The sequence below is a fragment of the Blautia sp. HCP3S3_H10_2 genome (assembly GCF_052122375.1).
Lineage (GTDB): Bacteria > Bacillota > Clostridia > Lachnospirales > Lachnospiraceae > Blautia_A.
In genome coordinates this window covers 164,515-190,097 of record NZ_JBQKCL010000007.1, presented here as the reverse complement: position 1 = coordinate 190,097, position 25,583 = coordinate 164,515, and the positions used below count along the sequence as shown (strand labels likewise).

Sequence of the window (25,583 nt, the reverse complement as noted above, 5' to 3'; positions counted from 1 at the left end):
AGGACTTCTCAGTTATCCGGCACGGCAATCTTAATGATGCCTTTGTCGCCTTCCAGCTGAAGCTTCAGGTAACCGCCTACGGATTCGATGAGATCACGCATCTTGATGATGCCTTTATCGAATTCCCGGATCAGGTGGTCCTCACAGGAATACTGAATCTTGATCAGTGTCTGCTCCTGCATGTCCCGGCAACGGATTCTTATGTAACGTCCCCGTGGGGGTGTGGTCTCGATACAATTCGCTCTGGCTGTATCAAGGGCCATGCGTACAATCTGGCAAAGCTGATTACCGGATCGATTCTCTTTAAGCTCCTGAACCTCGGCAGATATCCAGATCTCATCTGCGTCTGCTTCTGCTGCAAATCTGTTTAATACTTCATTCATCTCAGGATAGGATGTATAAAAGCATCTGTTCTGTCTCTGATTCATTCCATCGATGGCATCCAACTTCTGTACTGCCACTATCCGTCTCGCTCCTTTCTCTTAGGATGATAGCATTATAACAAATTTTTTCGGATTTGTGTACATAATGTCAATAATAGCAACATTTTTGTAGAAATTGGATTTCAGATGTCGTTTTTTACATGGTTTTTGTCATTTTTGACACTTTTTCCTATTATTTTCCCAACATCTTATCAAACATAAATTTCTCTACATCTTATCGAATATATTTCTCCTGCACTTTATCAGACGCAATTTTCCACTACATTTTCTCAAACATATAATCATAATACATTTCCCGCGCTGCCCGCTGATACTTCCGGGAAATGGGAATTTCCACCGATTGTACTACGAATTTGCCGGCTTCCATTTTTTCCACAAAATACAGACTGATGATGTAGCTCTGGTGACAGCGGAAAAACAGGCGGGCCGGAAGCTGCTGCTCCAGTTCATCCAGCTTGGCATAGCTTTCGATCGTGGTGCCATCGTCCAGGTAAATTTTCACCTTGCGGTTGGCACTTTCCGCGTAAAGGATATTGCGGCAGAAAACCCTGCGGAAGCTTCCACCAGCTTCTTTCAGCATCAGAGAAGCACGGCGCTCCAGGTTTGGCTTCTGCCAGAAGAAGGTAATGCAGTTATGAAGCTCGCTTACATCAAATGGATAAAGCAGATACCCGGTTGCAAATACGGAAAAAGCTTCCGCATAGTATCTCTGGGAATCTGTAATGAAACAGATCATCACTTTCCTGTTCCGGGCGCGGACTCTCGTCGCCAGCTGCACCCCGTCTCCCTCGCGGATCAAGGTAGTGTTCAGCAACAAAATGTCAAAGGAAGAGCTATCTTCATCCACGTTTTCCAGGTAATCGTATTCATTTGTAAATTCACTTACCTGAATCTCTACATTCATCCCGGTAAGACCAGCCCGAATATATTCTCTGCGTTCTTTTGACTTTTCCACAATTGCTGCCCGCAACATAACCGGTTATCCCCCATCTTCCCCATAGTTATTATGAAAAATTTTATTTTTCAATTCTGTGTTTTTATTTCTTAATAGCTGCTATCTGCCAATTCCCCGGCGGCATCTGCAGCGGCTGACGTATCTGCCGGAAGGCCACTGTCTGCCTTTCCACCCTGCATGGTCTCATAGAATGTCGCAGTCACACCAACATTTACGCTTCCCACATTCAGGTCGTCACCTTCCCCAGCCACGTTAATATCACTTACGATGCATCTCCACTCTCCAGAGCAAAGGCTTTTCACCAGCTCTGCTGCCTTGTCATAGTTAGACGCTGAGAATGTCAGGCTGAAGGATCTGCGGATCAGATCTCCATCTCTTGTTACATCACTGAAACTGATATCGTATGTATTGGCATCCTTAAGGATCTGGTTCAGCTCATCCAGTTCCGCCTTGGAATTGTTGTAGCTGCCCATTTTTCCCAGGCCGCCGTCCTGCTCTATGGAGTCCAGCTCGCTCTGCATTCTGGACAAAGACGCTGCTTTCGTCTGTAAAAGCATCAGTTCGGTGTTCAGCTCGTCCTGCTGGCTTTTGGCCTCATTAATCGCGGTCCGGATGGGCTGGTCTACTACCACGTAGTATCCGGCTGCCAGAAGGATCAGTGTGAGCACCAGAAGCATTATTTTTTCTCTCATGGTAAAATCACGGCTCATGATTTTCATTCCTGTGCTCCTCCTTCCGCGCTGTCTCCAAATCCGTTGTCTGCTGCACTTCCATCTACTGTACCGCCTGCTGCCGCACCATCGTCTGCCGTACTGCCAGCCGCTGAACCATCTGTAACACCGCCAGCTGTCATACCGGCATCTTCCATACTTCCATCTGCCATTCCATCTGCCATTCCATCCGCTGTCACAGCCGCCTCTGCTGCATTCGCCTCCACCGTAAGCGGATCCAGCAGATAGATCACGATTTGCCCGGTTACTTTATCCGCAGCAGCTTCTGTCTCGGTATTTCCATCTGTCACCGCTGTCATCACATTGCAATAGTCCACAACCGGCTCCTGCTCCAGCTGCTGTACCAGGCTGTTGATATCGGACAGATTTTCTCCTGTCACCGGAAGAGTCAGCTGATTGCCGCTTACACTCCAGCTGCTTACTGTCACCTTCGGGAAAATCACATCTTTCATTAAATGAAGGACGTCCGGGCGGTTGAGATAACTCAGCTCGTCACTGGTCAGTCCCTGATAGGTGTAATGGGCATACGTCTCCTGAAGATCCCCGAAGCTGTCAATATAAGCCGTAATGTCATCCACCTGCTTTTGCAGCTCCGAAGCCGCGCTCTGGACTTCACTCATCTGCACCAGACGGTCTGCCACTGCAAATTTCCCAATAGCACCAGCCACCACCACAATCACACCGATTGCAGGAATGGCAACGAAATAATGCTTTTTCTTCTGGCCTGCAAGTGCCAGGTTGATCTGCTTCTTCGGCGCACGTGCAGTACGGCCAAGGGCAGTACCTGCCGCGATCATCCACAGCGAGGAGGTTTCCTCCTGATTGCCTGTCCCCATTCCCTCCAGGAGCTCACTGGCATCATGAAGCTTCACATCCAGGTTCTCCTTAAGGCTCTGGCGCAGGCTTGCTATGGAAGCACCACCTCCGCAAAGGTAAATATCTTCCAAACGGCTGTCCGGATTACTGAACTGATAGAAGTTCAGCGCACGCATCAATTCTACACTGATCTGGGAAAAAGCATCCTGACACACATCGCTGTTCACACAATCTTCGTGATTCGTAAGAAGCCAGGTATGTGCCAGATGGATGTCGATATGTAAACTGTCTGCAAGGAGCTCTTCTACCTGCTCCATGCCTCGCTCGATCACACGGGTAACCTGGTGCCTGTCCCCCTTGAAGATCAGAAGACGGCTGGATGTACTTCCCAGGTCAAGGATTCCGTATTCTCTCTCTTTGTCTGTCTCATTCTTCAATTTATAATGAAGCAGGTTCTCACAGGCGGAAACCTCCGGTGCTGCACAGGTCAGCTTCAGACCGGCCTTTCTCGCCATAAGCCGGAGATCATCCATAGCTTCAAGGGGTGCTGCGGCAGCAAGAAGCTCCATTTCCCTGCGTTCCTGGCCATCCTGATTCTCTGATACACCGGAAGCACCAAACGCCCCGGCGTTTCCAGCTGTTCCGGAGCCTCCAAATGCGCCTGCACCAGCTGTCCCTGTGCCTCCGGCCGCTCCCGCACTTCCAGAGCTCACTGAACTTCCAGATGCGTCCGGCTTCTTAGCTTTCCTGCTGCTTTTTCCGCCTTTTTTCAGCTTCTTTCCCTTCGGCATCTCCTCACTGGAGCCCCAGGAATAATCAAATGCATATTTCTTCAGTTCATCTGTAATATAATCACGGAATTCATAAGGCAGGTTATAAACCAGCTGCTCTGCCGTCATCTCCGGCATGGTCACATTACGGAGAAAGCAGATTCCTGAAGACACCACAACAGCCGCTTCTTTACAGCGGATCTTGTTCTCCTTCATGGTTTTGCGGATAAGCTCTCCTGTGGTCTCCACAGAAACGATCCTGCCATCCTTCAGAAGTCCCTCAGGCATCTGCACAGAGGCCGTCTTCTGAATGGTCTCCCCTTTCATCAGCACCAGTTTCAGCTGATCCTTTCCTATATCAATTCCAAGACATGATTTTGCCATATGTATCCTCATTTCTATGTCTCAATTTACTATGAAAGTCCTGTGCGGCAGCCATGAATCCAGCATGCTCGCATGGTGGATTTACGGATATCGCACAGGCTAGACTGTATGAGTAAGTAGGGCGATTGCCCGGATTACGAATACAGTCGGCGATTGCGGGAGCGCCATCGGCGCGGAGCAATCGACTTTCATTCATTCCCTCACAGCAATCCCATATACCAGTTCACCAGGCCGTCCCCATACAGCAGCATTGCATAAAATGCCAGCGCGATCGCAGGTCCGAATGGGATCTGGGGACTTTTCCCCTCTTTTCCACACTTCTGGATGGCTCCTGTAACAAGCCCGAGAATACAGGAAAAAAACAGAGCAAACAGGGACGCTGCCACTCCAAGGTAAAGTCCCATTACCACGAAAAGCTTCAGATCTCCGCCTCCCATGGTCTCTTTGCCAAGGATTTTATCAAAAAGCAGCACAAGAGCCAGCATAACAGCTCCATAGCCTACGCCGGAAAGTACATGGTAAAGCACATCCATTCCACTCATTCCCACAAATGGAATCGCCACGAACCAGGCGATCACCGGGATCAGCACACATCCATTTGGAATCTCGAAGATTTCCAGATCCACCAGGGAAAGACAGAACAAACAGCAGGCCAGCACCATATTGCGCACATACTCCGGGGAAAGATCGAACCGGAGAAGACTGAGCACGCTTACCAGGGCAAAAAACAGCTCCGTAAGCATGTATCTGGGACTGATCTTTGTTTTACAATAACGGCACTTTCCACCCAGGAAAATCCAGGAAAAGACCGGAATCAGATCCAGGAACCCCAGCACATGACCGCAGCTGGTGCAATGGCTTCTTCCTTTTATAAAAGATTCTCCGTGGGCGATCCGCCATGCCGCGCAGTTTAGAAATGATCCAAGCACGGCACCGAATATCCCTGCCAACACACAACAGTATATCATAAAAAAAGTATCTTCATATATAGACATTTGAAATTTTTCCTGTTTTTCTATACAAATTTGTCACCTGGCGGCGACATTGACATAATTTCCACCATAATCTGTCTGTTACATAACACTATATATCTGAAACATTGCAGTCATATAACGCTATACCTCTGAAGCATTACCGTTACATAACGCTATATCTCTAAAACATGGCCGTTACATAACGCTATACATCTAAAACATTTCCGTTACATAACGCTATACATCTAAAACATTTCTGTTACATAACACTATACATCTGGAACATTGCAATATAAACGGCCAGTACAATATACCCCGCAACGCCAGCCATGAAAACCAGCAAAGTTGGCTCCAGTTTTTTCAGAACATCCTGTACTGCCATGTCAAGTTCAGCCTCATAGTAACCGGAAACGGTATGCAAAGTGCCTTCCAGCTCGCCAGTCTCTTCCCCGACTGCAGTCATATCCACCAGGATATCCGGCAGACAATTCGCCTCACGCATACATTCTCCAAGAGTGTGTCCCTCTTCCAGACGGGAAGTCATCTTGCCCACGCACTGGCTGATGTAATAATTATCGATTACACGGGCGGTAATGCTGACAGCCTTTGTCAGCTGCAGACCAGCACCGATCAGGGTCGTCAGGTTCGCGGCAAACTCGCTGGCTGCGCCAAGGAGAGTTACATTTCCAAGCACAGGCAGCTTCAGGGCAAGCTTCGCCACGTTGAGACGGCCTTTTTCCGTATTGGCGTAAAGCTTGAAAATCAGGCCGATGGCAGCCAGAACCACAATGATCATGAAAATATACTTCTTAAAGAAATTGGATACCCAGATCAACGACTGGGTAATCAGCGGCAGCTCCGCATCATAGGATTCGAAAATATCCATAAAGGTGGGCACAACCTTTACCATCAGTACGATTACTACCACTACAGAAAGTGCAAGGACGAAAATCGGATAAATCAGGGCGTTCCGCACTTTTGCGCGCATTTTTATCTGTTTGTCGTAATGCTGGTACATGGTCTCGAAGGCCCTTGCCAGGTTACCGGATTCCTCTCCGGCACGGATCGTCTCTATGAAAACTGCCGGCAAAATCTTGCCGCCCCGTTCCTGAAAGCTTGCTGCCACGCTGCGGCCTGCTTCCACATCCTCTGCCACTTTTTTCAAAATACCCTTCAGCTTCTTATCGGTCATTTTGTCCCCGATCAGCCGGACGGTACGGCCAATGGGAATACCGGACTTCAGGATAATGGAAAACTGAGAGCACATCAGGGAAAATGCCTTGGTATTCAGACGGTTTCCACCGATTTCCATATTCAGAAGCCCAGGCTTCTTCTCTTCCACTTCCGTAAGCTTCAGGACAATATCGCAGTCCTGCTTGATACGGTCAACCGCATCAAATTCATTAAAGCCCTCTACAACACCGGAGACTTTCACTCCATCTTTGGAAATGGCTGTATATTTGTAGGTTGCCAATTCTTGCCCACCTTTCTGTTAAATGTTACAAAATTTAGTTTTTACGCGTTCTTCCTGATATACGCAGCATCGTGACCGTATTCCAGAGCTTCCGCCTTGTCGATCTGTCTGGATCTTACCAGACTTACCAGAGACTGGTCCATGGTCTGTCCGCCAATGGCAGCGCTGGTTGCAATGGCGTTGGCGATCTGCGGGGTATTTCCGCCACGGATCATGTTACGGATAGCGTCTGTTACTACCATAACCTCACTTGCCAGCACACGGCCGCCCATTTTTTTCTTCACAAGCTGCTGGGAAATAACTGCCATCAATGTCATGGAAAGCTGGAGACGGATCTGGTTCTGCATTCCTTCCGGGAAAACCTGCACCATACGGTCAATGGCATCTGATGCGCTTCCTGTGTGCAGGGTTCCGAACACCAGATGTCCGGTCTCAGCTGCTGTGATAGCAGTTTCAATGGTGTCCTTGTCTCGCATCTCACCGATGAGGATAACATCCGGGTCTTCTCGCAGGCTGGCACGCAGACCTTCGGAAAAGCTTGCCGTGTCTTTTCCCACTTCTCTCTGGTTGATCACGCAAAGATCCGGGGCATAAACATACTCGATAGGATCTTCCAGGGTTACGATATGGTTCTTTCTGGTATGATTGATCTCATCCAGCATAGCCGCCAAAGTGGTAGATTTACCGGAACCGGTCTCACCAGTTACCAGAACGATTCCTTTGTGAAGTCTGGTGAATTCCAGTGCTGAGGGCGGAAGTCCCAGTGAATCCAGTTTTGGAATGGATTCGCTAAGCAGACGGATGGCGGCTGATACCTTGCCCTGCTGCTTGAATACATGACATCTGCAGCGGATTCCCCTGATCTCACGGGAGAAATCCAGTTCCCCCGTGTATTCCAGTTTCTCATACATGGCGTCCTTTGCCAAATCCTGGCAGAGCCTGCCGCAGTCGTCCTCTGACAACCGCTCATCTGCCATGTTTTCCAACTGTCCATCCAGACGGTATTTCGGCGGAAGGCCGCATACCAGATGGATGTCGGAAGCACCGTTTCGTTTCGCTAGTTCGGTTAAGTCTTCTATATTGTACATAATCTAGTCTCCTTACTTTCTGTTATCTCACTCTTCTTCTGCGCTCTTCACATCCCCGGTCTCATAAATAACACGCTGCACTTCTTCCGCAGTGGTAATTCCCTCTTCCACCAGCTGGATGGCGTTTTCCCGCAAAGTCTTAAAATCGCTGTGGTCGCTTGCCAGCTCTTTCTCAATAGCCGGGCGGCCGGCCTGCTGGGAAATCAGCGGGCGGATTTCCGGAGTGATCTCCAATATCTCAAATACACCGATTCGTCCACGATAACCGGTATTAAAGCAGTCTGCGCATCCTTCGCCACGGTAAAAAATGTGCTTATGGCCAGTATCCATCCCCAGACGGCGCACTTCCTCATCAGATGCCTCATAGCTCTTTTTGCATTTCGGGCAGATACGACGGACAAGTCGCTGGGAAATAACGGCACGAAGAGCAGTTGCGATCAGATACGGCTCTACGCCAATATCCTCCAGACGCTCAATGGTTCCCACCGCATCATTGGTATGGATAGTGGAAAGCACAACATGTCCTGTGATGGCGGCACGCATACTGATCTGGGCGGTCTCACCGTCTCGGATCTCTCCTACTGCAATGATATCCGGGTCCTGACGGAGAATGGCACGAAGTCCATTGGCAAAATCCATACCGGTTTTCTCGTTGATCTGTACCTGGTTTACACCGTCAATATTATACTCAACCGGATCCTCCAGGGTTACTACATTGACTTCCTCTGTATTTAACTGGGAAATCATGGTGTTCATAGTGGAAGATTTACCACTTCCGGTAGGTCCTGCGATCAGGATAACACCACTGTTACAATGAATGGCGCGCTGGTATTTCTTCAGATTATCTCCCATAAGACCAATGGAATCCGGGGTAAGATATCCGGCTCTTTTGTCCAGAAGACGGGCAACGATTTTCTCTCCATAAACAGTAGGCAGGGAGTTTACACGAAGGTCAAACTCACGCTTTTTATTCTTTACATTGAAACGTCCATCCTGTGGAATACGTCGTTCTGCGATATCCATTCCACTCATGATCTTCAGACGGGAAATAACAGAGTTCTGCAGGTTCTTCGGAATGGTAAGGATTTTACGGAGCACACCGTCGATACGCATACGCACCTGAAGCTCTTTTTCCTTTGGCTCAATGTGAATATCACTGGCACGTTCCAGAATGGCACGCTCGATAATGGAGTTTACCAGACGGATAGTCGGGGCATCGTTGATATTATCATTAAGGATGTTTCCTGAGAACTGGGTTTCCTCTGTATCCTTCTCTTCTGTGGGTGCCTCACGCTTCATGGCCTCAATGGCTCTGGCAGCACCCTCATTTCCGTAGAGTACCAGGATGGCATGCTCTACACCCGCGGCAGTGGCGATCATCGGAATGATTTTCTTACGAACCGCCTTCTTCACTTCCTCGATCGCGTAGAAGTTCATCGGGTCACTCATAGCCAGATACAGCTCATCCTTCTCGATGCGCACCGGCACTACCTGGAACTGTTTCGCAATATTTTTCGGAACCGCCTGCGCCAGTGAAATAGGAATGGTTGTCTTCGAAAGATCTATGTATTCAATACCCAGCTGAAGACGAAGGGCTTCGATCAGCTCCGCCTCTGTGATGATCCCAGCAGAAATCAGAGCTGCACCAAGTCGCTCCTTGGTCTGTTTCTGCCGCTGTAAGCCCATATCCAGTTCTTCCGGGGTAATGGTACCTGCCGCGATCAGCAGGTCACCAAGACGTTTGTATGCCATTGGGGTCTCTCCTTTGTGTTGTAAAATGTTGATTCTTTATATTATTATAGATTACTTCGTTATCTTAATCTTGTTTACCGGAAGTACATCAAATGCATTGGTAACAAGTAATTTTCCATTTTTATCACTAATATTTAATACTACATGAAACACATTATTTGATTCATCATATGTTATGTTCCCCGCCTCAGCCTTCAGATCATAGGAACTATAGCTTGCAGAAGAAATCAGCTTCTGCCAGATTATTGCATTGGTAGTTTTATCGGTTACCTGTATGGCCAATTCGCCACCATCTGTACCTGATATCACGTTTCCATTTTCATCCAATGCGCAAAAACCGCTTTTTGTCTGTCCATAAACTACACTGAAATAAGCCGTTAAACGATTGCTTCCGTCCAAAGCTGCACTGGTAGCATATCGAAGTTCTGTTTCTATGGAATTCGTCAATGTAGAGCAAAGCTGCTTGGCATGAGAACGGGATAATGTCTCATTGTACATTCGTGTTGCAAAAGCAATTCCCTGTGCCATTACTTGACTTGCCAGCAGCAAAATAATTGTAGCCGCCAGCAATTCCCCCAGGGAAAAGCCTCGTCTTTCTGACAGCTTACCACGTATTCTGTTTATTATTCGTTTTTTCGCTGTGTGTTTCATTGCTTTTCTCCTGTGGAAATCATAAGACTGAAAGCCTAAAATTTTGCAAATTAATTTACTTCATAGTAAAAGTTACATAAATTATTGTACTTCATAATATTTATAGCCATTTTCTGTTTCGTGAAAGTTTACTGAAATCGAAATTTCTGCAGCCGTGCCTGCTTTTGAGCCGTCTGTGATTGTCACTTTATCATGCGTTACAATTTCACTTTCTGTAGAAAATGAGGTATCAGTATTATCAGCTTTTTTATTGACTCTTGCAGATGTAACTACCGCTCCCGCCAGCATTAGAACTGCCAGTGAAAGTATAATCATGGTAACTAATGTTTCTGCAATCGTCTCTCCAGATGTACTATTTATTTTTTTTCGAAAAATCTTTATTCTATTTCTCATGTGCCAGCCTCCGAAGTACGCTCCTGATCTCCGTAAATAAAATCGGTTGCCGTCCAGGTATATGTTTTATTAACAGTTGTAGTAGTAGTTCCTTTATTGGGGTCATTTATTGTATCAAACTTCTCATTTACTGCACCCGTCAGATATACCACAATCTGACAGTCATCTGCAGTTGCCCCTGTTGACAGCTTTATAGTAATATCATATCCATTTCCGCTTTTTGCCTCTTGGATAATACAATTCGCAGTCACCGGCACAAAAGTTTGTCTGAGCTCTGTCCCCTCTGCCGTTGGTACAGAAATATTATACGTTCGCTTTAATGTATTAGAAGATACTGAACTACGTTCTGCAAAGGTCTGAACATAATCCTGAAGAGATTGGGCAAACTCTGTCGAGATTGATGTATTTTTCGGATTACTTTTCCAGCGTTCAGCTTCAGGTGTATCCTGTTCTACCATGCCTCCTGTTCCCTGTACTCTTATAACAGTGCTTCGATAATATGTTATACTTGTATTTACAATTTCATCCCGCAACAGCTTTGCTGCACTGGAGCAGGTCAGATAATTCTGTTCTACCTTCTTATCGGATTCCACCCGTTTTACAGTGGTAACAGAAGCACTCAGCATTACCGCGCTAAGAATAGACGCAACCATAAAAAGTAACAATCCAAAAAATATGGAGGTACCCCGATTTGACTTCAGTTTTTTCTCGATTCTAATTCTGAGCATTTCAAAGCACCTCCTTTCTGTTACAATTTGTCTTTTTCCCGTGCAGAACAGCGCGTCAGCCTTCCCATCCAGCAAGATCATCTGAGAATCCATCTGCTTCCTGATTTGGAATCATATCCACTCCCTCATTATTCTGGTCTTCCTGATTATTGCTTTCTTCTGAAGTAAATCCAGAATCCTCAGTCGGCGTATCTGATGAAATAATCTGATTCGTTTCATCTGTTCCATTTGTTGCAGCTATTTTCGTCTGTGCCGTAAAGATGCAAAATGCACTGTAATCCTTATTATCTTTTCCTTTTGCATTTACTGTAAGCCGGTAGGTTCCAGGAGCAGATACTGCCACCGTAACATTATACCCATCTGTGACTTTCTCAATAGCAACAACGCTTGCTCCCACATCGGATGCCGCCTGAGCCACAACTTCATCTTCTGTAGCATTCTGCTGGGAAACCTCGTTTGTTACCGTAAAGTCAGATAATGCCAATGTTTCTGCAAGGCATCCTGTTGCATCCTCTAAAAAGAATGTAGCCTTTACAGGATTCGTAGCTGTCGTTGTTGCATTTAACACTACAGACTCGTTTGCGTTATTCCAACGAATTTCCGCCTCATTCTTAGTCGTTACTTCTACCCAGGCAATTCCACTGTAATCAACATTATTATAAGTATAAGTTCCGGTAACCGTCAAGGTTACAGGCGCATCCAAAGTTCCATAACATTGTACACTAAATCTGCCTCCGGATACTGCAGTACATCCAATTATATCCGGATCATCCGATGTGATCGTCCACGTCATCCTGGAAGCAAGATCCTTTCCTGTAGTCTGCGCAGTTCCCGCAGCCACTTCTTCTGCTTCATTATCTGTTACAATGTCTACATAAGAATTTTCATCTATCGCTTCGTCATCACTTCCAGCTACCCATCCATCGTTTCCGGCGGATTGGACTTCTGTAACATCCTCGCCATCTAATATCGGAGAAGAAGCAGCATTCGCATGCACCTTAACCGCAGCGGTTTCCCCTGTATTCATTTCCAGCTTTTCCGGGTCCGTTGATACACTAAGATCTGCACTTACACTAAGATTGAAAGAAGCACGGTATTCATTCCCATTCACATCTTTGGCTGTAACAGTGATAATGGTTGCTCCCGTTCTCAAAGCCCGAACCGTAGCAATATAACACTTATTTACTTCATCATAACGAATGTCCCTGACTTCTGCAATCAGATCTTCCCCAGTTAATTCAACAGTACCAGGTTCTTCTGTCTGCTGGGCACTTTCTGTGGAAGCTCCCACTTGCGAAACATCCGAATCACCTCCACTTGAAAAGCCCTCCGAATCACCAATCTCACTGTCTCCATCTGAAAATGTGGCTATATTCGCTTCCCCATCTTCTCCAGCAAATGAAGCCACTGCTGTATTGGTATCATCTTCTCCATTGCTATAACTGATGGTAAACTGATTATATCCTGGTGCCAAAACAGGTACCGGATCCAAAAGCCGGAATTCTTTTTCGGCCCACACCGTTTCTGTCTGCGCAGTGGTATCTTCTACTTGTAAATCTTCAAAAATATCCATAGTTGCGCGGTTCTCTTCCCAGTATATACCTTCCAGCGGCCATTCACCATAATGAATATTAATATTGCCGTTCTGTTTCAAAATTGTGGGGAAAGGATAGTTCTCTCCATCCAATTCACCATGATTGCCAGGGAAAGTATATTTACCATCAACATCCTGGCCATTTTCAGAGGTCGTAACGGTAGAGAATTTATTTTCCTCTACCTGATTTTCATTTAACAACTCTACTAATGTTTTTCCGTTTATTTTTTCTATGCCGGCCAGTTGTTTCCAAGTAATAGGTTTCGCATCACTGTCTATATTCGTCCATTCTCTATATACATTCTGTTTTAAATCAGAATTCCAGAATGTTCCAGTAGTATATCCTGGGCTATGGTCTTTAACCTGGAATTCTTTTGTTTTAGGAATATTATTGCCATAATAATAACAATTTTTCACGAGAACCTTTACATGATAATTGCTTTGATTTTCAAACGGTGTTTCTCCATTACTGCCAATTGGTTCTATTGACTTGATTCTGTTAATTTCCTCATTTTTGGACGGCATTTTTATATATGTATAACAATTTGTAATTTCGGTTGTATTTGTTTCACATTTTTTTCCATTTTCAGCCCCATAAGCCGTTGTATCTTTAGAAGAATTTGTCCATCCTGTAACACCTAACACTGTCTTTCCAAGAAGCTTCAGGAAGTTTCCACTTCTCATGCAAATTCCACCGGTAATACCGCCGAGAAATAATTTCGAGCCATAAGACTGCCGTGCATTTTCCAGGCATCGCGGCGTAATTGATATCTCACCGCCAGTATAGCAATCACTTATTTTTCCACGCATACTGCCAACCAGACCACCGGTTCGCACAGATACACCATCGGTTTTTATTCCCTTCCCATTGGTATATTCCGTATTTAATATAATATTATTAACTGCTGTACATTTCTTCAAATCCATTGTACTCATGCCAAACATTCCACCAATACATGCATCTCCCCATGCACTTTTTGTGCTGTTATCCTGAATATTATAGCCTGATACCGTACAATTCGTTATGTATACAGAGCCTGACTCTTTTTCCTGTCCTACAGCTGCAAGGCCACATAATCCTCCCATTACATACCAGGTTTTAGCATCTGATGTTCGTTGAATATAATTTCCATTGTCCGAATATAAAACAACGTTTTCAACATTTGCACCTATAATACAGCCAAACAACCCTACAGCTGTATTCCCACTGTTTATTTCTATATTTTTAATAGAATAAGTATTTCCATTGTATGCGCCACTAAAAAATGCCATATATGCATCTGCCCTTGCAGCCGCATTTCCATCAGCAGATCCATTTGCATCAAACAGAGAACCAATCGGATAAAAAAGCTCTGTAGTCTCATTTGGCTTCATATTTGCATCCACATCATGTGTCTGATTCCAGAAATAATTGGCAGATCCAATTTGGTCTCCCCTAGTCTCAGCTGTATACATATACCCCAAGTATGTATATCCTTCAACGATATTTGTATTATTACTGGTTATATCCGTAATAGCATTCTTAGTACTGCAATTCCAATTCAAATACTCCAACTGGTCATCTGAACGGATTTCATATTTACATTCTGCTGTTCCAGGCATTGGATATGCACTTTCCGCCTGTGTGGCAATTCCATTTTCTGTCAGGCTTAAGCTCTTCGGCATACCATTATCGCTGCTGGTTCCATACTGCATTGCATTGGCAAAGAATGGATTAAACGTAAATGTATACTTCAATCCCTGGTATAAGAATGTCCATTCACCATTTGCAACAGATCTTTCATTCGCAACCATGCACATATAATCATCAGAGTCAGCAGTTCCGATTGCCGGTTTGGTGGTATATGCAACCACTGTAAAGCCATCCAGACGGCTGCTCAAAGCCTGGGAAGCCTCACTATTCCAGTTGCCAGTCTGGAAGTCCTTCTTTTCGTTTATTTTCGGAACATTTGCTCCTTCACTGGTATCTGCACTCCAATCCTCTCCATCTATACTTGCATAATAATAGCCATAGCCATATTCCGTAATAACACCGCCATCATCATGCTGCCTGCACAGAGTGCTTCCACTGATCATCTCTAACGCATCGTCATTTCCTTTATAACCTTTATAAGAGAAATGATATCCATCGTTAGAGCCCCCCTGTTCAAGTTCCCAATAGACAATGCCAATTGCACCAAGATTTTCTTTTATTTCCCAGTTTCCATAGTGACGTGCATTTCCTTCTTTGTCTGTAATAACAGTTTTAAATGGATAACTTAAATTGCTGTCACTGCCGGTTGCACTGTGACAGCGGGAATCATTTTCGCTATTTACTTCCATGTCTTTATAGCTCTTCTTCGTGCCACCGCCATTTTCATTATCAAAGGCATATAATTCACCTATATAACGGAATGTACCACCACTAAGATAACTGCAATCTGATACATTTCCACGAGGGGAAAATCCATAAGATGTAGTATTAGCTCCAGACGCAGTCAACGCAACTGTGCAGTAGTCCCCCCCTAAATATCCGGCATTTCTGGAAGCAAAGCCACTGATTACCGTCTTTCCACCTTTTGCATTTTCAATCATAATATGACCGATTGCATAGCTGTTCCGGATTCTTCCTCCCGAAGCATTTTCGCCGGCAAAACCGGCAAGATATGCATTTCCATAAAGAATCTCTGCATTAATCAGAGGAGTATCCGCTTCACAATTGAGAATGGTTCCGCTATTGCTTCCTGTCAGGCCGCCAAAATAGAAGGTTCCATTGCTTCGCACAAATACTTTTTTCGTTGTATTCATGGTATAACCACTGACTGCGCAGTTCTGGATTCTTCCACTGTTGACTCCCACCAGTGCTCCCATATAGATTGTTTTGTTTGTTCCAATGGTTCCCTGATATTCCAGATATGGATTAGAGCCGCCTTCTTCATAATCAGAAACAAGAAAAACATTCTGCACAAGTCTACGGTTCTCTCCAATAAATCCTACTGTTGTTGCCGATGTAGAGAAACTGATTCCGCGAATTTCATAACAGTTTCCATTATATGCAGCTGTAAATGGAGTAATATTTTTGTTTCTTACTCCGATAGGTTCCTGTACCTGTACCAGATAGACTCCTGCATATTCATTCCAGGAATAGTCTCTGTAATCAATATTTGTTTCCTGAAAAAATGTGCTGTTTTTCACTTTTTCCGCATAATCAGGATAGTAAAGGCTTAAATGATATAGTTGTCTGGCTGTACGAATGCTGATATTCGTTGGAACAGCTGGTGCCTCAGTGGCATTTACAGCAGTTTTGGCAAAATGCGGATTATAGTAAAATACGCTTCCTGAAATTTCCTCTGCACTTTCGTCTGTGTCCGCAACGCCTACAGCACCTTCCCCTTGAATTACCAATTTCTGATAATAGGTATCTGGGATTGCCTGTGCATTTACAATTTCAGAGGAAAGTGGATATACATAATAAGTTTTTTCTTCACTTTCGCTATTTACTGTTACAGAATATCTGATTGCATCATCCGCTGTACTAATTTCACCTTTTTCTAATGTATCTTTATCTTTTGTTTCATAAAAAATCGTAATTTTATCTGACGGAATTTCCGCCCCTGCCTCATATGCAACTCCATATCCATCTCCAATAATGGTCTTATCATCTGATAACGTAGAGGGCATATTACCGCCAAACACACCATAAGATACATTCTCACCTTCCCGATAGATTTCATAATAAACCAGACTTCCAGACTCAAATGTAGCTTCCCAGTCTCCGTAATGTGCAATGTCCTTCAGTGCCGGGTATGAGTATCCCGTTAGGCCCTGGTTTTTCAGATTATAGGCATTGGTAGAAACAGCAGTACTGGTAAAGGCTTCTCCCAGCTTTGCAGCCATAGCAGTACGGTTACTCAACGTTTTGTAGTCTACTTTTGTTCCTCTTCCAGAATTTTCCCCGAATTCACCCGGTGCTTTCATATAGTCTGTTCCACCATTCAGAAAGTAGCTGTTCCTTGCGGTTCCAGAAGCAAGAGATGCAATCTCTGCATTTCCTGACTGTGAAGTATTGGAAACGGTATTCCATTTAACCGCTGAATAGCAGTTTACCATATCTGCCCCCGTTGCTCTCCCTACCTTTGCAACAAGTCCTCCGCCATTTTTCAAAGGAGTCTGATAGCCTACAGTATAGCAGGAATTGAGATTGATACTGATTTCACTTTCGGAAGCTGCTATAACTCCGCCTGTGACAGCTCCGGTCAGGTAAGAATCTGTATATGAATTTGTAACTGTAACTGTTGCTTTACTATTGTTGTCAGGCACTCCAGTCCTTCCAATCATTCCGCCAACCTGCGTTGCATCCGTAGCCCCCATGACAGTCGAAGCAAAACATTTGTCAATTGTTACATTTCCATAAGTTCTTCCAATAAGTCCCCCCTGTATTTTGGCGCCTGTAATCCAATAGTCCGCTTCTGTTTTTCCGGTAACATCTTCATTGCTTAAGAATACCTGACAGTTTCTAAGTGTTACCGCACCAGCAGCTTCACCTGCAACTGCACCTGCAACAGAATTTTCACTATGATTTCCCGTTATACTGGTTCCAGACAAACGTACCGAATCTACGGTCATGCCATCTTTCAACGTTGCAAATAATCCAGCTTTATTTTCATTCGCTACATTCAGATGATAAATAACTGGCGTATTTCCGTTTGTATCAACTGAATAATTCGCTGAATAACCTGTCAGATTGTTATTTGTAATCGGTGTAAAGGTTTTATCTTTGTAGCAGCTATACCAGGAGCTTGTATTTTCTGTTTCTTCATCCAAGTCATCCTGTTTTTCAAAATGAATATCCTTCTGCTGTATCGCAGATGTAATTTTGTTCGTCACACCAGAAGTCTGATCCAGATTCTGAAGGTGTCGGCCATACATAATAACCGCCTCATTTTCTGAAGAGTTATCTGCAAAAAGACTGTTTGTAGTGGCACTGACTTCTGCTGAATCAGCAAACGCTCCAGAACTTTTTACCGTTGCTGTAATTTTCAAACTGCTACCCGGAGTCAGCCTTTTCGTCATATCTGTCACTTTGTTAGAGCTGTACAGATTAGAAAAACGGGATTCCGCATTTTTCAAATCATCCAAAGTCAGTTTCAGTTCATACCTGATACCTCTGACTGTACCCTCCTCATTCTTTGAGGTCGGCTGATTTTCTACATACATATCGTCTGAACGGTGAACCATTGTACCTCCCTGTGCTTTATAGCGCAAAGTCAGGGAATGGCCCTCACTGTCTTCCATTGTCACATCAAACAGCAGATCATTGGCATCTGGTCGTTTGCAGCTGATTGTGGCCACCAGTTTTTCTTCATTTGTAATCGTCAAAGTCGGCGCAAGGGTAGATGTGTTTCCTCCTGCAATCATATCTCCACCGTAATAACCTACTTCTGCCCCATCAGCCAGTCTTGCCTTTTTATAACGAAGAGAATTATAAGTAATCGTATCATAGTTATCTCTTGTTTCACTATAGAACACCGCATACACACTGGCACTGTCCGGATTATATTCTACCACCCAGTAATGATTGTATAGGTCATCATCAACGGTATCCTTTGTGACTAAAACACTTGCTACATTTCCTGATGTCTCCCTTTCGCTCGCAGTAACATAATACAATATAGAGCTCTTATCGCCATCTGCATCACTTGGATTCGCTGTTACCGGATTCGCTTTATCCTTCGCATACAACGAACTATTACCATTACTCTGCATCTTCACCAGATTGTTCTGCACTGCCGTGTAAATCAGCTCTGCCTTATTATCCAGGGCTTTCTGGCGCAGGTTTCTTTGTATGGCAAAAATTGCCGGTATGGCAATCGCCATAAGAACCAGAAGTATGGCTACTGTGAGCAGTACCTCGGCCAGCGTATATCCTTTTCTATTTTTATTTTTATCATATAAATTCATGGTTTTACCTCAATATATTTTTATTCATTTCCGTAATTCGTCTCATCTGCAGTTTTTATTTAAACAGCCCTTGTCAGAGCGCATTTAAAAAACGATACAATTCGACATATCTCATTATAAAACATGGTTTGGGCTTTCGCAACCTTCTGAATGTGAAAAAAATGTGGCAAAAAGGGCGAAAAAAAGGAGGGAAACGTGATGTTTTCCTCCCGGTTTTCCGTCAGTTATAAATGTTTTAAATATAGCAGTTTTTCCAGATTAAATAAAATCACATTTCAACCGGATGATCGTTGTATTTCTCAAATTCCTTCTCCATCTTTTCCAGGATATCAGAATACCCCAGCAGTTCTTTTACCCGCTGTTCTTTATTGTCATATTGCTTCTTATAGGATACCCGGTGCTCCATGGCGGCCCAGAAGTCCATGGAGATGGTGCGCAGCTGGATTTCCACAGGATAATATTCGTTGGCATCCAGACAGCATACATTCACTCCCAGAATAATATGGTGGCTGCGGTAGCCATTTGGCTTGGGATTTTCGATGTAATTGCTTTCCCGGATAAAGATCAGGTCTGGCTGTTTTTTCAGCATGTTTACCAGATTATTCACATCCCCCACGAAATAGCAGATAATACGCACTCCTGCAATATCCTGCAGCTGGTCTTTCGCATTCTCCAGGGTTGGCTCAAATCCCCGGCGCACCAGCTTTTCTTCAATGCTGTCTTTCTTTTTGATCCGGTACTGTATATTGTGAATAGGTTTCCCCGTTTTCGTTTCATAAATTGAATGGTTCAGCACTTCCAGTCTGGTCAGAAACAGCTTCATGGCATCCTCATAAGGCTGGATCAGGCTGTAATATTCCTTGTCAGTCATAAAAACCCTCCTTCTTGTTCTCCATGGTAATATAAAAATGTGTTTATTTGGTGAGAAAGAAATAAACAGAGCATAAACAAAGAGACCGTCTAAAATATATTTTTCTCTGCTCCATTCCCCTTGAAATCCCTCTGCCTAACTGGTACTATTAGAAGTAAGTAATTGACGAAATGATTGCATTTTTGTCTAACGAGCGCAGATGAAAGTATTTCATATGCATTATGGAAAGAGATAAGGAGTTTTTGATGAAGTCTTTCAAAGTCAGCATCATTTTACCGGTGTATAATGTGGAAAAATACCTGGGAGCCTGCCTGGACAGCTTACTTGCGCAGACCCTTGGGGAAATAGAGATCGTAGCTGTCAATGACGGCAGTACAGATGGAAGCCTGCAGATTCTGCAGGCTTATCAGGCGTTAAATCCATGGAAGCTCTTTATCTATTCCATCGAAAATCACGGCGTAAGCTATGCGCGTAATTATGGGTTCGCCCACTCACACGGAGAATATGTGTGGTTTGTGGACAGCGACGATTATGTGGAAGCCGAAGCCTGCCGTCTTCTTTATGAAAAAGCCATTTCCGATGGCAACGACTTAGTACTTTTCCGCTATTATAATGTAGATTCCCTGACCGGTGAGCGGACTGAATATGAGAATTCCTGTTATAACCAGAATTTCCGGATTGCAGATAAGCCTTATGAGCTTCCTGCTATTTCCCCTTATCCGTGGATCAAATTCATCCGCAGAGACCTGTTTATGGGGCTTCATTTTCCGGAAGGCATCCGTTTCGAAGATCTGCCGGTTGCCTATCTTCTGGCTGCGAAGGCCAGATCCATCGGTTATCTGGACCATTGCTTCTACAATTACCGTAAGAATGTAGGATTTCTCAGTTGCCTGACACCATCCACCCTCCATATAAAGAATGCCATCATTTTTCTAAAGGAGGAAATGCAGAAGCTGGGATTCTGGGAACAATACCGGACAGAACTGGATTTTATTGCGGTCCGCCACTTTTTTTACCGCTTCTGGAAGCTTCTTACCAATTATGAAGCGGACAAGAAGGAGCTGAAACTAAGACTGGTCAATGAACTTTTTGACTATATGGAGGCCGAGATCCCCGACTGGGAAGACAATCATTATGTTCTCTATTCCCTCCCCAGTCACATTGTACGGCTGCTCTGTCTCTACGGTTCCCGCCAGGAGATGCTCCACTTTATCGAAGCCTGCAACGGTATGTCTGTCCAGCAGCAGAAAGCCTGGATCAAGGATTACAAGGCTTCTCATAAAGCCCTCCCTGATATTCCGGCTTCTGAAATGATCCGCCGTGAAAAGACAGCTTCCCAGTTTTACCGTTTTGCTTATACCGGAAGCCTTGTCCCGGATCCAGAGCAGATTTTTCTGGAATCCTGCCAGGGCAACGAGATATCCGCCTGGGTTCTTAAATTACTTGCCCATCTGATACAGAACTTTGGAGAACACCATATCATCCTTTCCCTTACACAGGAGAAGCACTCACTTCTCCAGGCTCTTCTGAACCGTTATCTGACTGGTAACGGAGCATTACCGGACAATATTACATTAATCAGTCCAAACACAGAAGAATATGGAAAAGCCCTGGCGCTCTCTGGATACCTGATTACAGATGGACCACTGCCTTACTATTTCAGGAAACAGAATGGACAATTTGTACTTCTCCACTGCGGGCACAGCCTTTATCCTGAAACGTCCCTGAATACGCCGGCATCCAAAGCAGATACCGGTCTGTGGCAGCATACCATGTTTCTGGCAGATGCGCTGTATTTCAACAGCATCCAGAACCGTACTATATATATGAAAGAATGCATGACTGACCACATCTGCCCAACTCCATATATAATAGGTAACTCCACAGAAGCTCCGGTGATTCCGCAGAAGTCCCACAGGGAAAAAATCCGCCGCAGCTTACAGCTGGAGGGGATGCAGACCATTCTGTATGCCCCCCTTCTTCCAGGCTCTTACATGACAGACACCGCCCAGACTTTCCGCAATTTCATGTCTGCCCTTTACATACTGGATCTGGAGCTTAGTGAGGGGCAGGTTCTGTATCTCCATTTTGACGGGGAAAAAGAGATTGATTTTTCTGTATTTACACATATAAAAGAAATGCCACGGGATTTTGACGTTTCCGATTTTGCATCTGCCTGTGATGTTTTTGTTTCTGATTATCACAGTGCACTGTCGGCAAAATATAGCTCTGGCACCAGGGTTCTCAGATTTCTCTGCGGAAGCTTTGGCAAACAGACTATCTGTCAGATAGACCATCTGGGAAACCAGCTGGTCACAGATGAATTTTTCCCGGACTTTCCTGCATTTTGCAATGCGCCACAGCTAGTACGTTTTATTGGACAGTTGAATTGTGACGCTAGATGTAATTGTCCAGAAGTTACTGTTTCACCGACGGGTATCTTTTTGGCAAACGAGACTTTCACCAGAGCAGTTAATACTGAGCTAATTTCTTCTGGTACAATTTCCGCTGGTGCAAACCATGTTGCTATTTCCACAAAAATAGGCTCCGCACCGCAGTACCTTATTACGGACATTCTGGATTTTCTGCTTAACGGACGTCCATTGCCCTACTACAGCGAGCCAGGCCAGGAGGCTTCCGTTTCTTCTAACGTGATTACAGAAGGATCTTCCAGTAGAGTTTCAGAAGTCCCTTCCACCATGGCTTCAAAAGTTTCTTCCACCAGGATTCCAGCGGCACCGCGCACCCGGGTTCTCTTTTTCACCGGCCGTAAGCTTTCCCAGAATCTGATCCGGGATTTTAATGCCCTGGCAGCCCATGCACCGGATAAAGAATTCTGGCTTGCATACAACGACTTCCGCAATCCGGATTCTGCCAGATACTTGGCACAGCTGGCGCCAGGATGCTCCTGTCTGCCTCTCAAGCCAGACCCCGAACGTGGAACCCGGTGGAAGCTGGCCAGCATCCTTACCAGCCGGATGGGACTTTTCTCTATGTATCCACTGTCCCATATTCTGAACCTTGGGAAGAAAGAATGCCAGAAATATCTGGGAAATGCCCAGTTTGACCAGGTGATTATCACCTCAACAGACAGCATCAAGACCGTTGCCACTTTGCTTGCTGCTGCCCCTGTGGCTTCCTATACCTTTGATACGTTCAGCCCGGAGCGCTACAGCACCTCCAGGCCTTACAGGCACCAGATCGCATTTCTGTGCCGTCTGTTGAAAGATACTGGAAACCTGGAACTGCCAGAAGAGCTCACCAGATTGAAGCTGACACAGATTTCTGGAGAAAATAAAGATAAAACTACCCTGTAAACTATTAGAATTCTTTTTGAAAGATATGCTACGAGGATTAATCCGATGAAACTAACCACTATCATCCCAGTCCACAATGCCCAGAAATATATCACCGCCACCCTTGACAGTGTCCTTTCCCAGGATCTGGGCGGCCAGGGAAATCCGGAAGACCTGGAAGTCATCTGTGTAGATGATGCTTCCACAGATGCTTCTGTTTCTCTTATAAAAGAATATCAGCAAAAAGACTCCCGCATCCGTCTTTTCCAAAACGAAAAGACACAGTATGCAGGAGTCTGCCGTAACAAAGGAATCCAGGAAGCCACAGGAGACTACATCCACTTTCTGGATGCCGATGACCTGGTCGAAAAAGATGCTTACCAGAAATACCTGGCCATTGCAAAGCAATCCGATGCAGACATGGTAAAAGGCTGTGCCCTCTGTTTCGATAACGAAACCGGGGAACTTTCTGACACACCACTTTTCGCACTGTCAGATGTTCCCGTCAGCTGTTTCGATACGGTTCTGGATTTCCACCAGTCCCCCGAGGTTTTCAGTCATATCAGTGTGGTTCCCTGGAACGCCATTTACAAACGGGAATTCATTCTGGAAAAAGATCTTCGGTTCAACAACCTGGTCTGTGTCAATGACCGTTCTTTCTACAGTGAAGCCGTATTCACCGCCAGCAAAATCTGGCTCACCCATGAGCCGATTGTCCGTTACCGTGTGAATAACAGTGCTTCCCTTGTAGGAAACCGTGCCAGAAATTTCCACTGTGAATTTGATTCCTGGCAGCTGATCATGGACCAATGTGCAAAATATAATATTCAGGGCAGGGAACTGGCCATTGTAATGGAGCGTGAACTGATTGACATTTTCATCTGGTACCGTAAATACAAAAAAATTCCGGAAATATCGGAAGAAATCACTTCGCAAACCAAAGCATTTGCCCAGGGACTTGATATTTCGCCTCTTGAAGCATTCCCGCCTGCTTTCAAGTGGTACTATGATTATCTCACTTTTATGCCGGAATTTGAAACCCTTACCCAAAATTATAACAATATTGCCAATTTCAAAAAGCAGGCCAAAAAAATAATGCCAGAGTGCAAGAGCTTAGCAGAATTCCGCCAGCGGATCCAGGAAGCCCCTGCTTCCGCAGCAAGCCACTCCAGCCAACCAAGTTTATTTAAACGGCTGCTTTCTCATATTCATGGTCCTAAACATTAGAATCTGTAAAAATAAAACCTGTTTGAAAATATAAGAAACAGTTCTGGTATCTTATCGTTACCAGGGCTGTTTCTCACCGTAATTTTTTCATTAACTGCGCCTCTGTTTGCTAACCGAAAACTGTGCTCGCTGTTTTTTGATCACTTAAATACAAAATACCGCATAAAGTGGAACAATCTTTTTATCATCTTCAAAAGCAAAATTCTTCGCAGAGAGTTTAATCGCATATGCCGGTTTATACGTATTCATATAAACATTTAAGCTCTTGGCTCTGGTATTGTCAGCAGATTTCACTTCAATAGGAATCAGCTGTCCATCACGCTGAATCACAAAATCTATCTCTGCTCCTCTCTCAGATTCCCAATAATACGTACTGTATCCATTAATAGTAAGCTACACATTTACATAATTTTCAGCCATACCACCTTTAAAATCATTCAATTCCTCAACCATATACAAAACATCATTAGCCGCCACCTCTTTTTTCGCACATAATAATCCCAGATCCGATACATAAATTTTAAACGAATCAATATCGCGGTAATTTTCCAAAGGCTTTCTGATCTGCTCTAGTTTATAAACCTGTGATACGATACCTGACAGGCAAAGCCATTCAATAGCATTCTCAAATTCAGAAGCCCGCCCGCCCTTTTTTATTAGTTTGTACTGAAAACGAGTATTTTTCTTTGAAAGCTGAACTGTGATGTTATCATAAGCAAGTCTGGTTTTTTTATCTCATTCAAATTATTATATTTGCTCATATCATTAAGGTAACTTACGAGTATCGTATCCTGAGTATGTCGCACAAGAATATAATCTCTCGTCTGAACGAACTGCATAACACACTCAGGCATACCTCCCACAACAAGATACTGCCGATAGAGTTGCATTGCTGCAGTATGAAGCGCAGAAGGCATAGGAGTATCTGACGCAAAACATTTTTTTATCTGTTCTACAAGTGCATTCTCCTCCATGGCAAGCATAAATTCTTCCATATCCATAGGATACAATGTTTTCATATCTACTTTACCCACAGGAAATGAAAATTTAGTCCTGTTCACCGCCACTCCCAGCAAACTGCCCGCCACAATAATGTGATAATCCGGGCTGATACTTTCCTCAAAGGTCTCAGACAGCTTCGGATTGGTTTCAAAATTAAAATATGCCACATTCTCATAATGAGTACGCCCAAATTCCAGAATAGAATAGGTCTTTCCAGCATCTACTATTTAATATCTGGTATATGAAGTATTCGTGTAAAAATCAACGAAAATATTTATAATTTTAACATTAATTTACATGAATATTTTTCTGATATTCACATCAAATCGCGCGAATATTTTATTTCTATGCTTCTGCTCAGCGACCTTTTTTATGCAAGCGGCCATATATGATACATTGGCACAACTTCCCACAGCCTTAAGCAGGTTAGTTATGAAAACATGTTTCAAAAAACTTTCTGCAAAATATACCACCAAGCAAAGTATGCAAAGCGC

General features: G+C 44.4%; 17 protein-coding genes and 1 pseudogene. 2 read left to right on the top strand and 16 right to left on the bottom strand.

Going from position 1 to position 25,583, the window contains the following annotated elements; genetic code table 11:
• Positions 1-8: 8 nt before the first annotated feature.
• The 13 genes from ACTQWB_RS09740 to ACTQWB_RS09680 form a co-directional block, all read right to left on the bottom strand.
• Complete coding sequence (locus ACTQWB_RS09740) at positions 9-461, bottom strand: hypothetical protein (RefSeq protein WP_441501063.1); 453 nt, start codon at positions 459-461, stop codon at positions 9-11.
• A gap of 241 nt (positions 462-702) precedes the next feature.
• Positions 703-1,416: a LytR/AlgR family response regulator transcription factor gene (locus ACTQWB_RS09735; RefSeq protein WP_441501062.1), complete on the bottom strand. Its 714-nt coding sequence runs from the start codon at positions 1,414-1,416 to the stop codon at positions 703-705.
• Between the two features lie 71 nt (positions 1,417-1,487).
• Positions 1,488-2,117, bottom strand: coding sequence for a type II secretion system protein GspM (gspM, locus tag ACTQWB_RS09730; protein WP_441501061.1), 630 nt, complete (start codon positions 2,115-2,117; stop codon positions 1,488-1,490).
• Positions 2,114-4,099: a pilus assembly protein PilM gene (pilM, locus tag ACTQWB_RS09725; RefSeq protein ID WP_441501060.1), complete on the bottom strand. Its 1,986-nt coding sequence runs from the start codon at positions 4,097-4,099 to the stop codon at positions 2,114-2,116. Before pilM ends, gspM begins: the two co-directional genes overlap by 4 nt.
• 200 nt (positions 4,100-4,299) lie before the next feature.
• Entirely contained in the window at positions 4,300-5,094 is a 795-nt protein-coding gene (locus ACTQWB_RS09720) for a prepilin peptidase (RefSeq protein WP_441501059.1), read from the bottom strand.
• 238 nt (positions 5,095-5,332) lie between these two features.
• Entirely contained in the window at positions 5,333-6,547 is a 1,215-nt protein-coding gene (locus ACTQWB_RS09715; RefSeq protein ID WP_441501058.1) for a type II secretion system F family protein, read from the bottom strand.
• Between the two features lie 41 nt (positions 6,548-6,588).
• Positions 6,589-7,635, bottom strand: coding sequence for a type IV pilus twitching motility protein PilT (locus ACTQWB_RS09710; RefSeq protein ID WP_441501057.1), 1,047 nt, complete (start codon positions 7,633-7,635; stop codon positions 6,589-6,591).
• Between the two features lie 27 nt (positions 7,636-7,662).
• Positions 7,663-9,387: a GspE/PulE family protein gene (locus ACTQWB_RS09705; protein ID WP_441501056.1), complete on the bottom strand. Its 1,725-nt coding sequence runs from the start codon at positions 9,385-9,387 to the stop codon at positions 7,663-7,665.
• A 51-nt stretch (positions 9,388-9,438) separates the two neighbouring features.
• Positions 9,439-10,038: a hypothetical protein gene (locus ACTQWB_RS09700; protein WP_441501055.1), complete on the bottom strand. Its 600-nt coding sequence runs from the start codon at positions 10,036-10,038 to the stop codon at positions 9,439-9,441.
• Between the two features lie 81 nt (positions 10,039-10,119).
• Positions 10,120-10,431, bottom strand: coding sequence for a hypothetical protein (locus ACTQWB_RS09695; RefSeq protein WP_441501054.1), 312 nt, complete (start codon positions 10,429-10,431; stop codon positions 10,120-10,122).
• Positions 10,428-11,159: a hypothetical protein gene (locus ACTQWB_RS09690; protein ID WP_441501053.1), complete on the bottom strand. Its 732-nt coding sequence runs from the start codon at positions 11,157-11,159 to the stop codon at positions 10,428-10,430. Before ACTQWB_RS09690 ends, ACTQWB_RS09695 begins: the two co-directional genes overlap by 4 nt.
• Before the next feature lie 55 nt (positions 11,160-11,214).
• Positions 11,215-18,693, bottom strand: a complete 7,479-nt coding sequence (locus ACTQWB_RS09685) for a type II secretion system protein (protein ID WP_441501052.1) — start codon at positions 18,691-18,693, stop codon at positions 11,215-11,217.
• Positions 18,694-18,961: 268 nt separating this feature from the next.
• The gene (locus tag ACTQWB_RS09680) at positions 18,962-19,564 is read right to left on the bottom strand and encodes a GTP pyrophosphokinase (RefSeq protein ID WP_441501051.1); all 603 of its coding nucleotides are present in this window, start codon (positions 19,562-19,564) and stop codon (positions 18,962-18,964) included.
• A gap of 245 nt (positions 19,565-19,809) precedes the next feature.
• On the opposite strand from ACTQWB_RS09680, the gene ACTQWB_RS09675 reads away from it, so the two are divergent.
• Positions 19,810-22,881 carry a bifunctional glycosyltransferase/CDP-glycerol:glycerophosphate glycerophosphotransferase gene (locus ACTQWB_RS09675; protein ID WP_441501050.1) on the top strand — a complete coding sequence of 1,024 codons (3,072 nt, stop codon included), beginning with the start codon at positions 19,810-19,812 and terminating at the stop codon, positions 22,879-22,881.
• Positions 22,882-22,926: 45 nt separating this feature from the next.
• Entirely contained in the window at positions 22,927-24,087 is a 1,161-nt protein-coding gene (locus ACTQWB_RS09670) for a glycosyltransferase family 2 protein (protein WP_441501049.1), read from the top strand.
• A 144-nt stretch (positions 24,088-24,231) separates the two neighbouring features.
• On the opposite strand, the gene ACTQWB_RS09665 is transcribed toward ACTQWB_RS09670, so the two are convergent.
• From ACTQWB_RS09665 to ACTQWB_RS09655, 3 genes and pseudogenes are all read right to left on the bottom strand, one after another.
• The gene (locus ACTQWB_RS09665) at positions 24,232-24,417 is read right to left on the bottom strand and encodes a hypothetical protein (RefSeq protein ID WP_441501133.1); all 186 of its coding nucleotides are present in this window, start codon (positions 24,415-24,417) and stop codon (positions 24,232-24,234) included.
• 15 nt (positions 24,418-24,432) lie between these two features.
• Positions 24,433-24,744 (bottom strand): annotated as a pseudogene (locus tag ACTQWB_RS09660) (DUF4143 domain-containing protein); the annotation flags it as partial.
• A complete protein-coding gene (locus ACTQWB_RS09655) occupies positions 24,744-25,256 on the bottom strand; it encodes a hypothetical protein (RefSeq protein ID WP_441514608.1) in 513 nt (170 codons plus the stop codon). The gene ACTQWB_RS09655 and the pseudogene ACTQWB_RS09660, both read right to left, overlap by 1 nt.
• Positions 25,257-25,583: the final 327 nt, after the last annotated feature.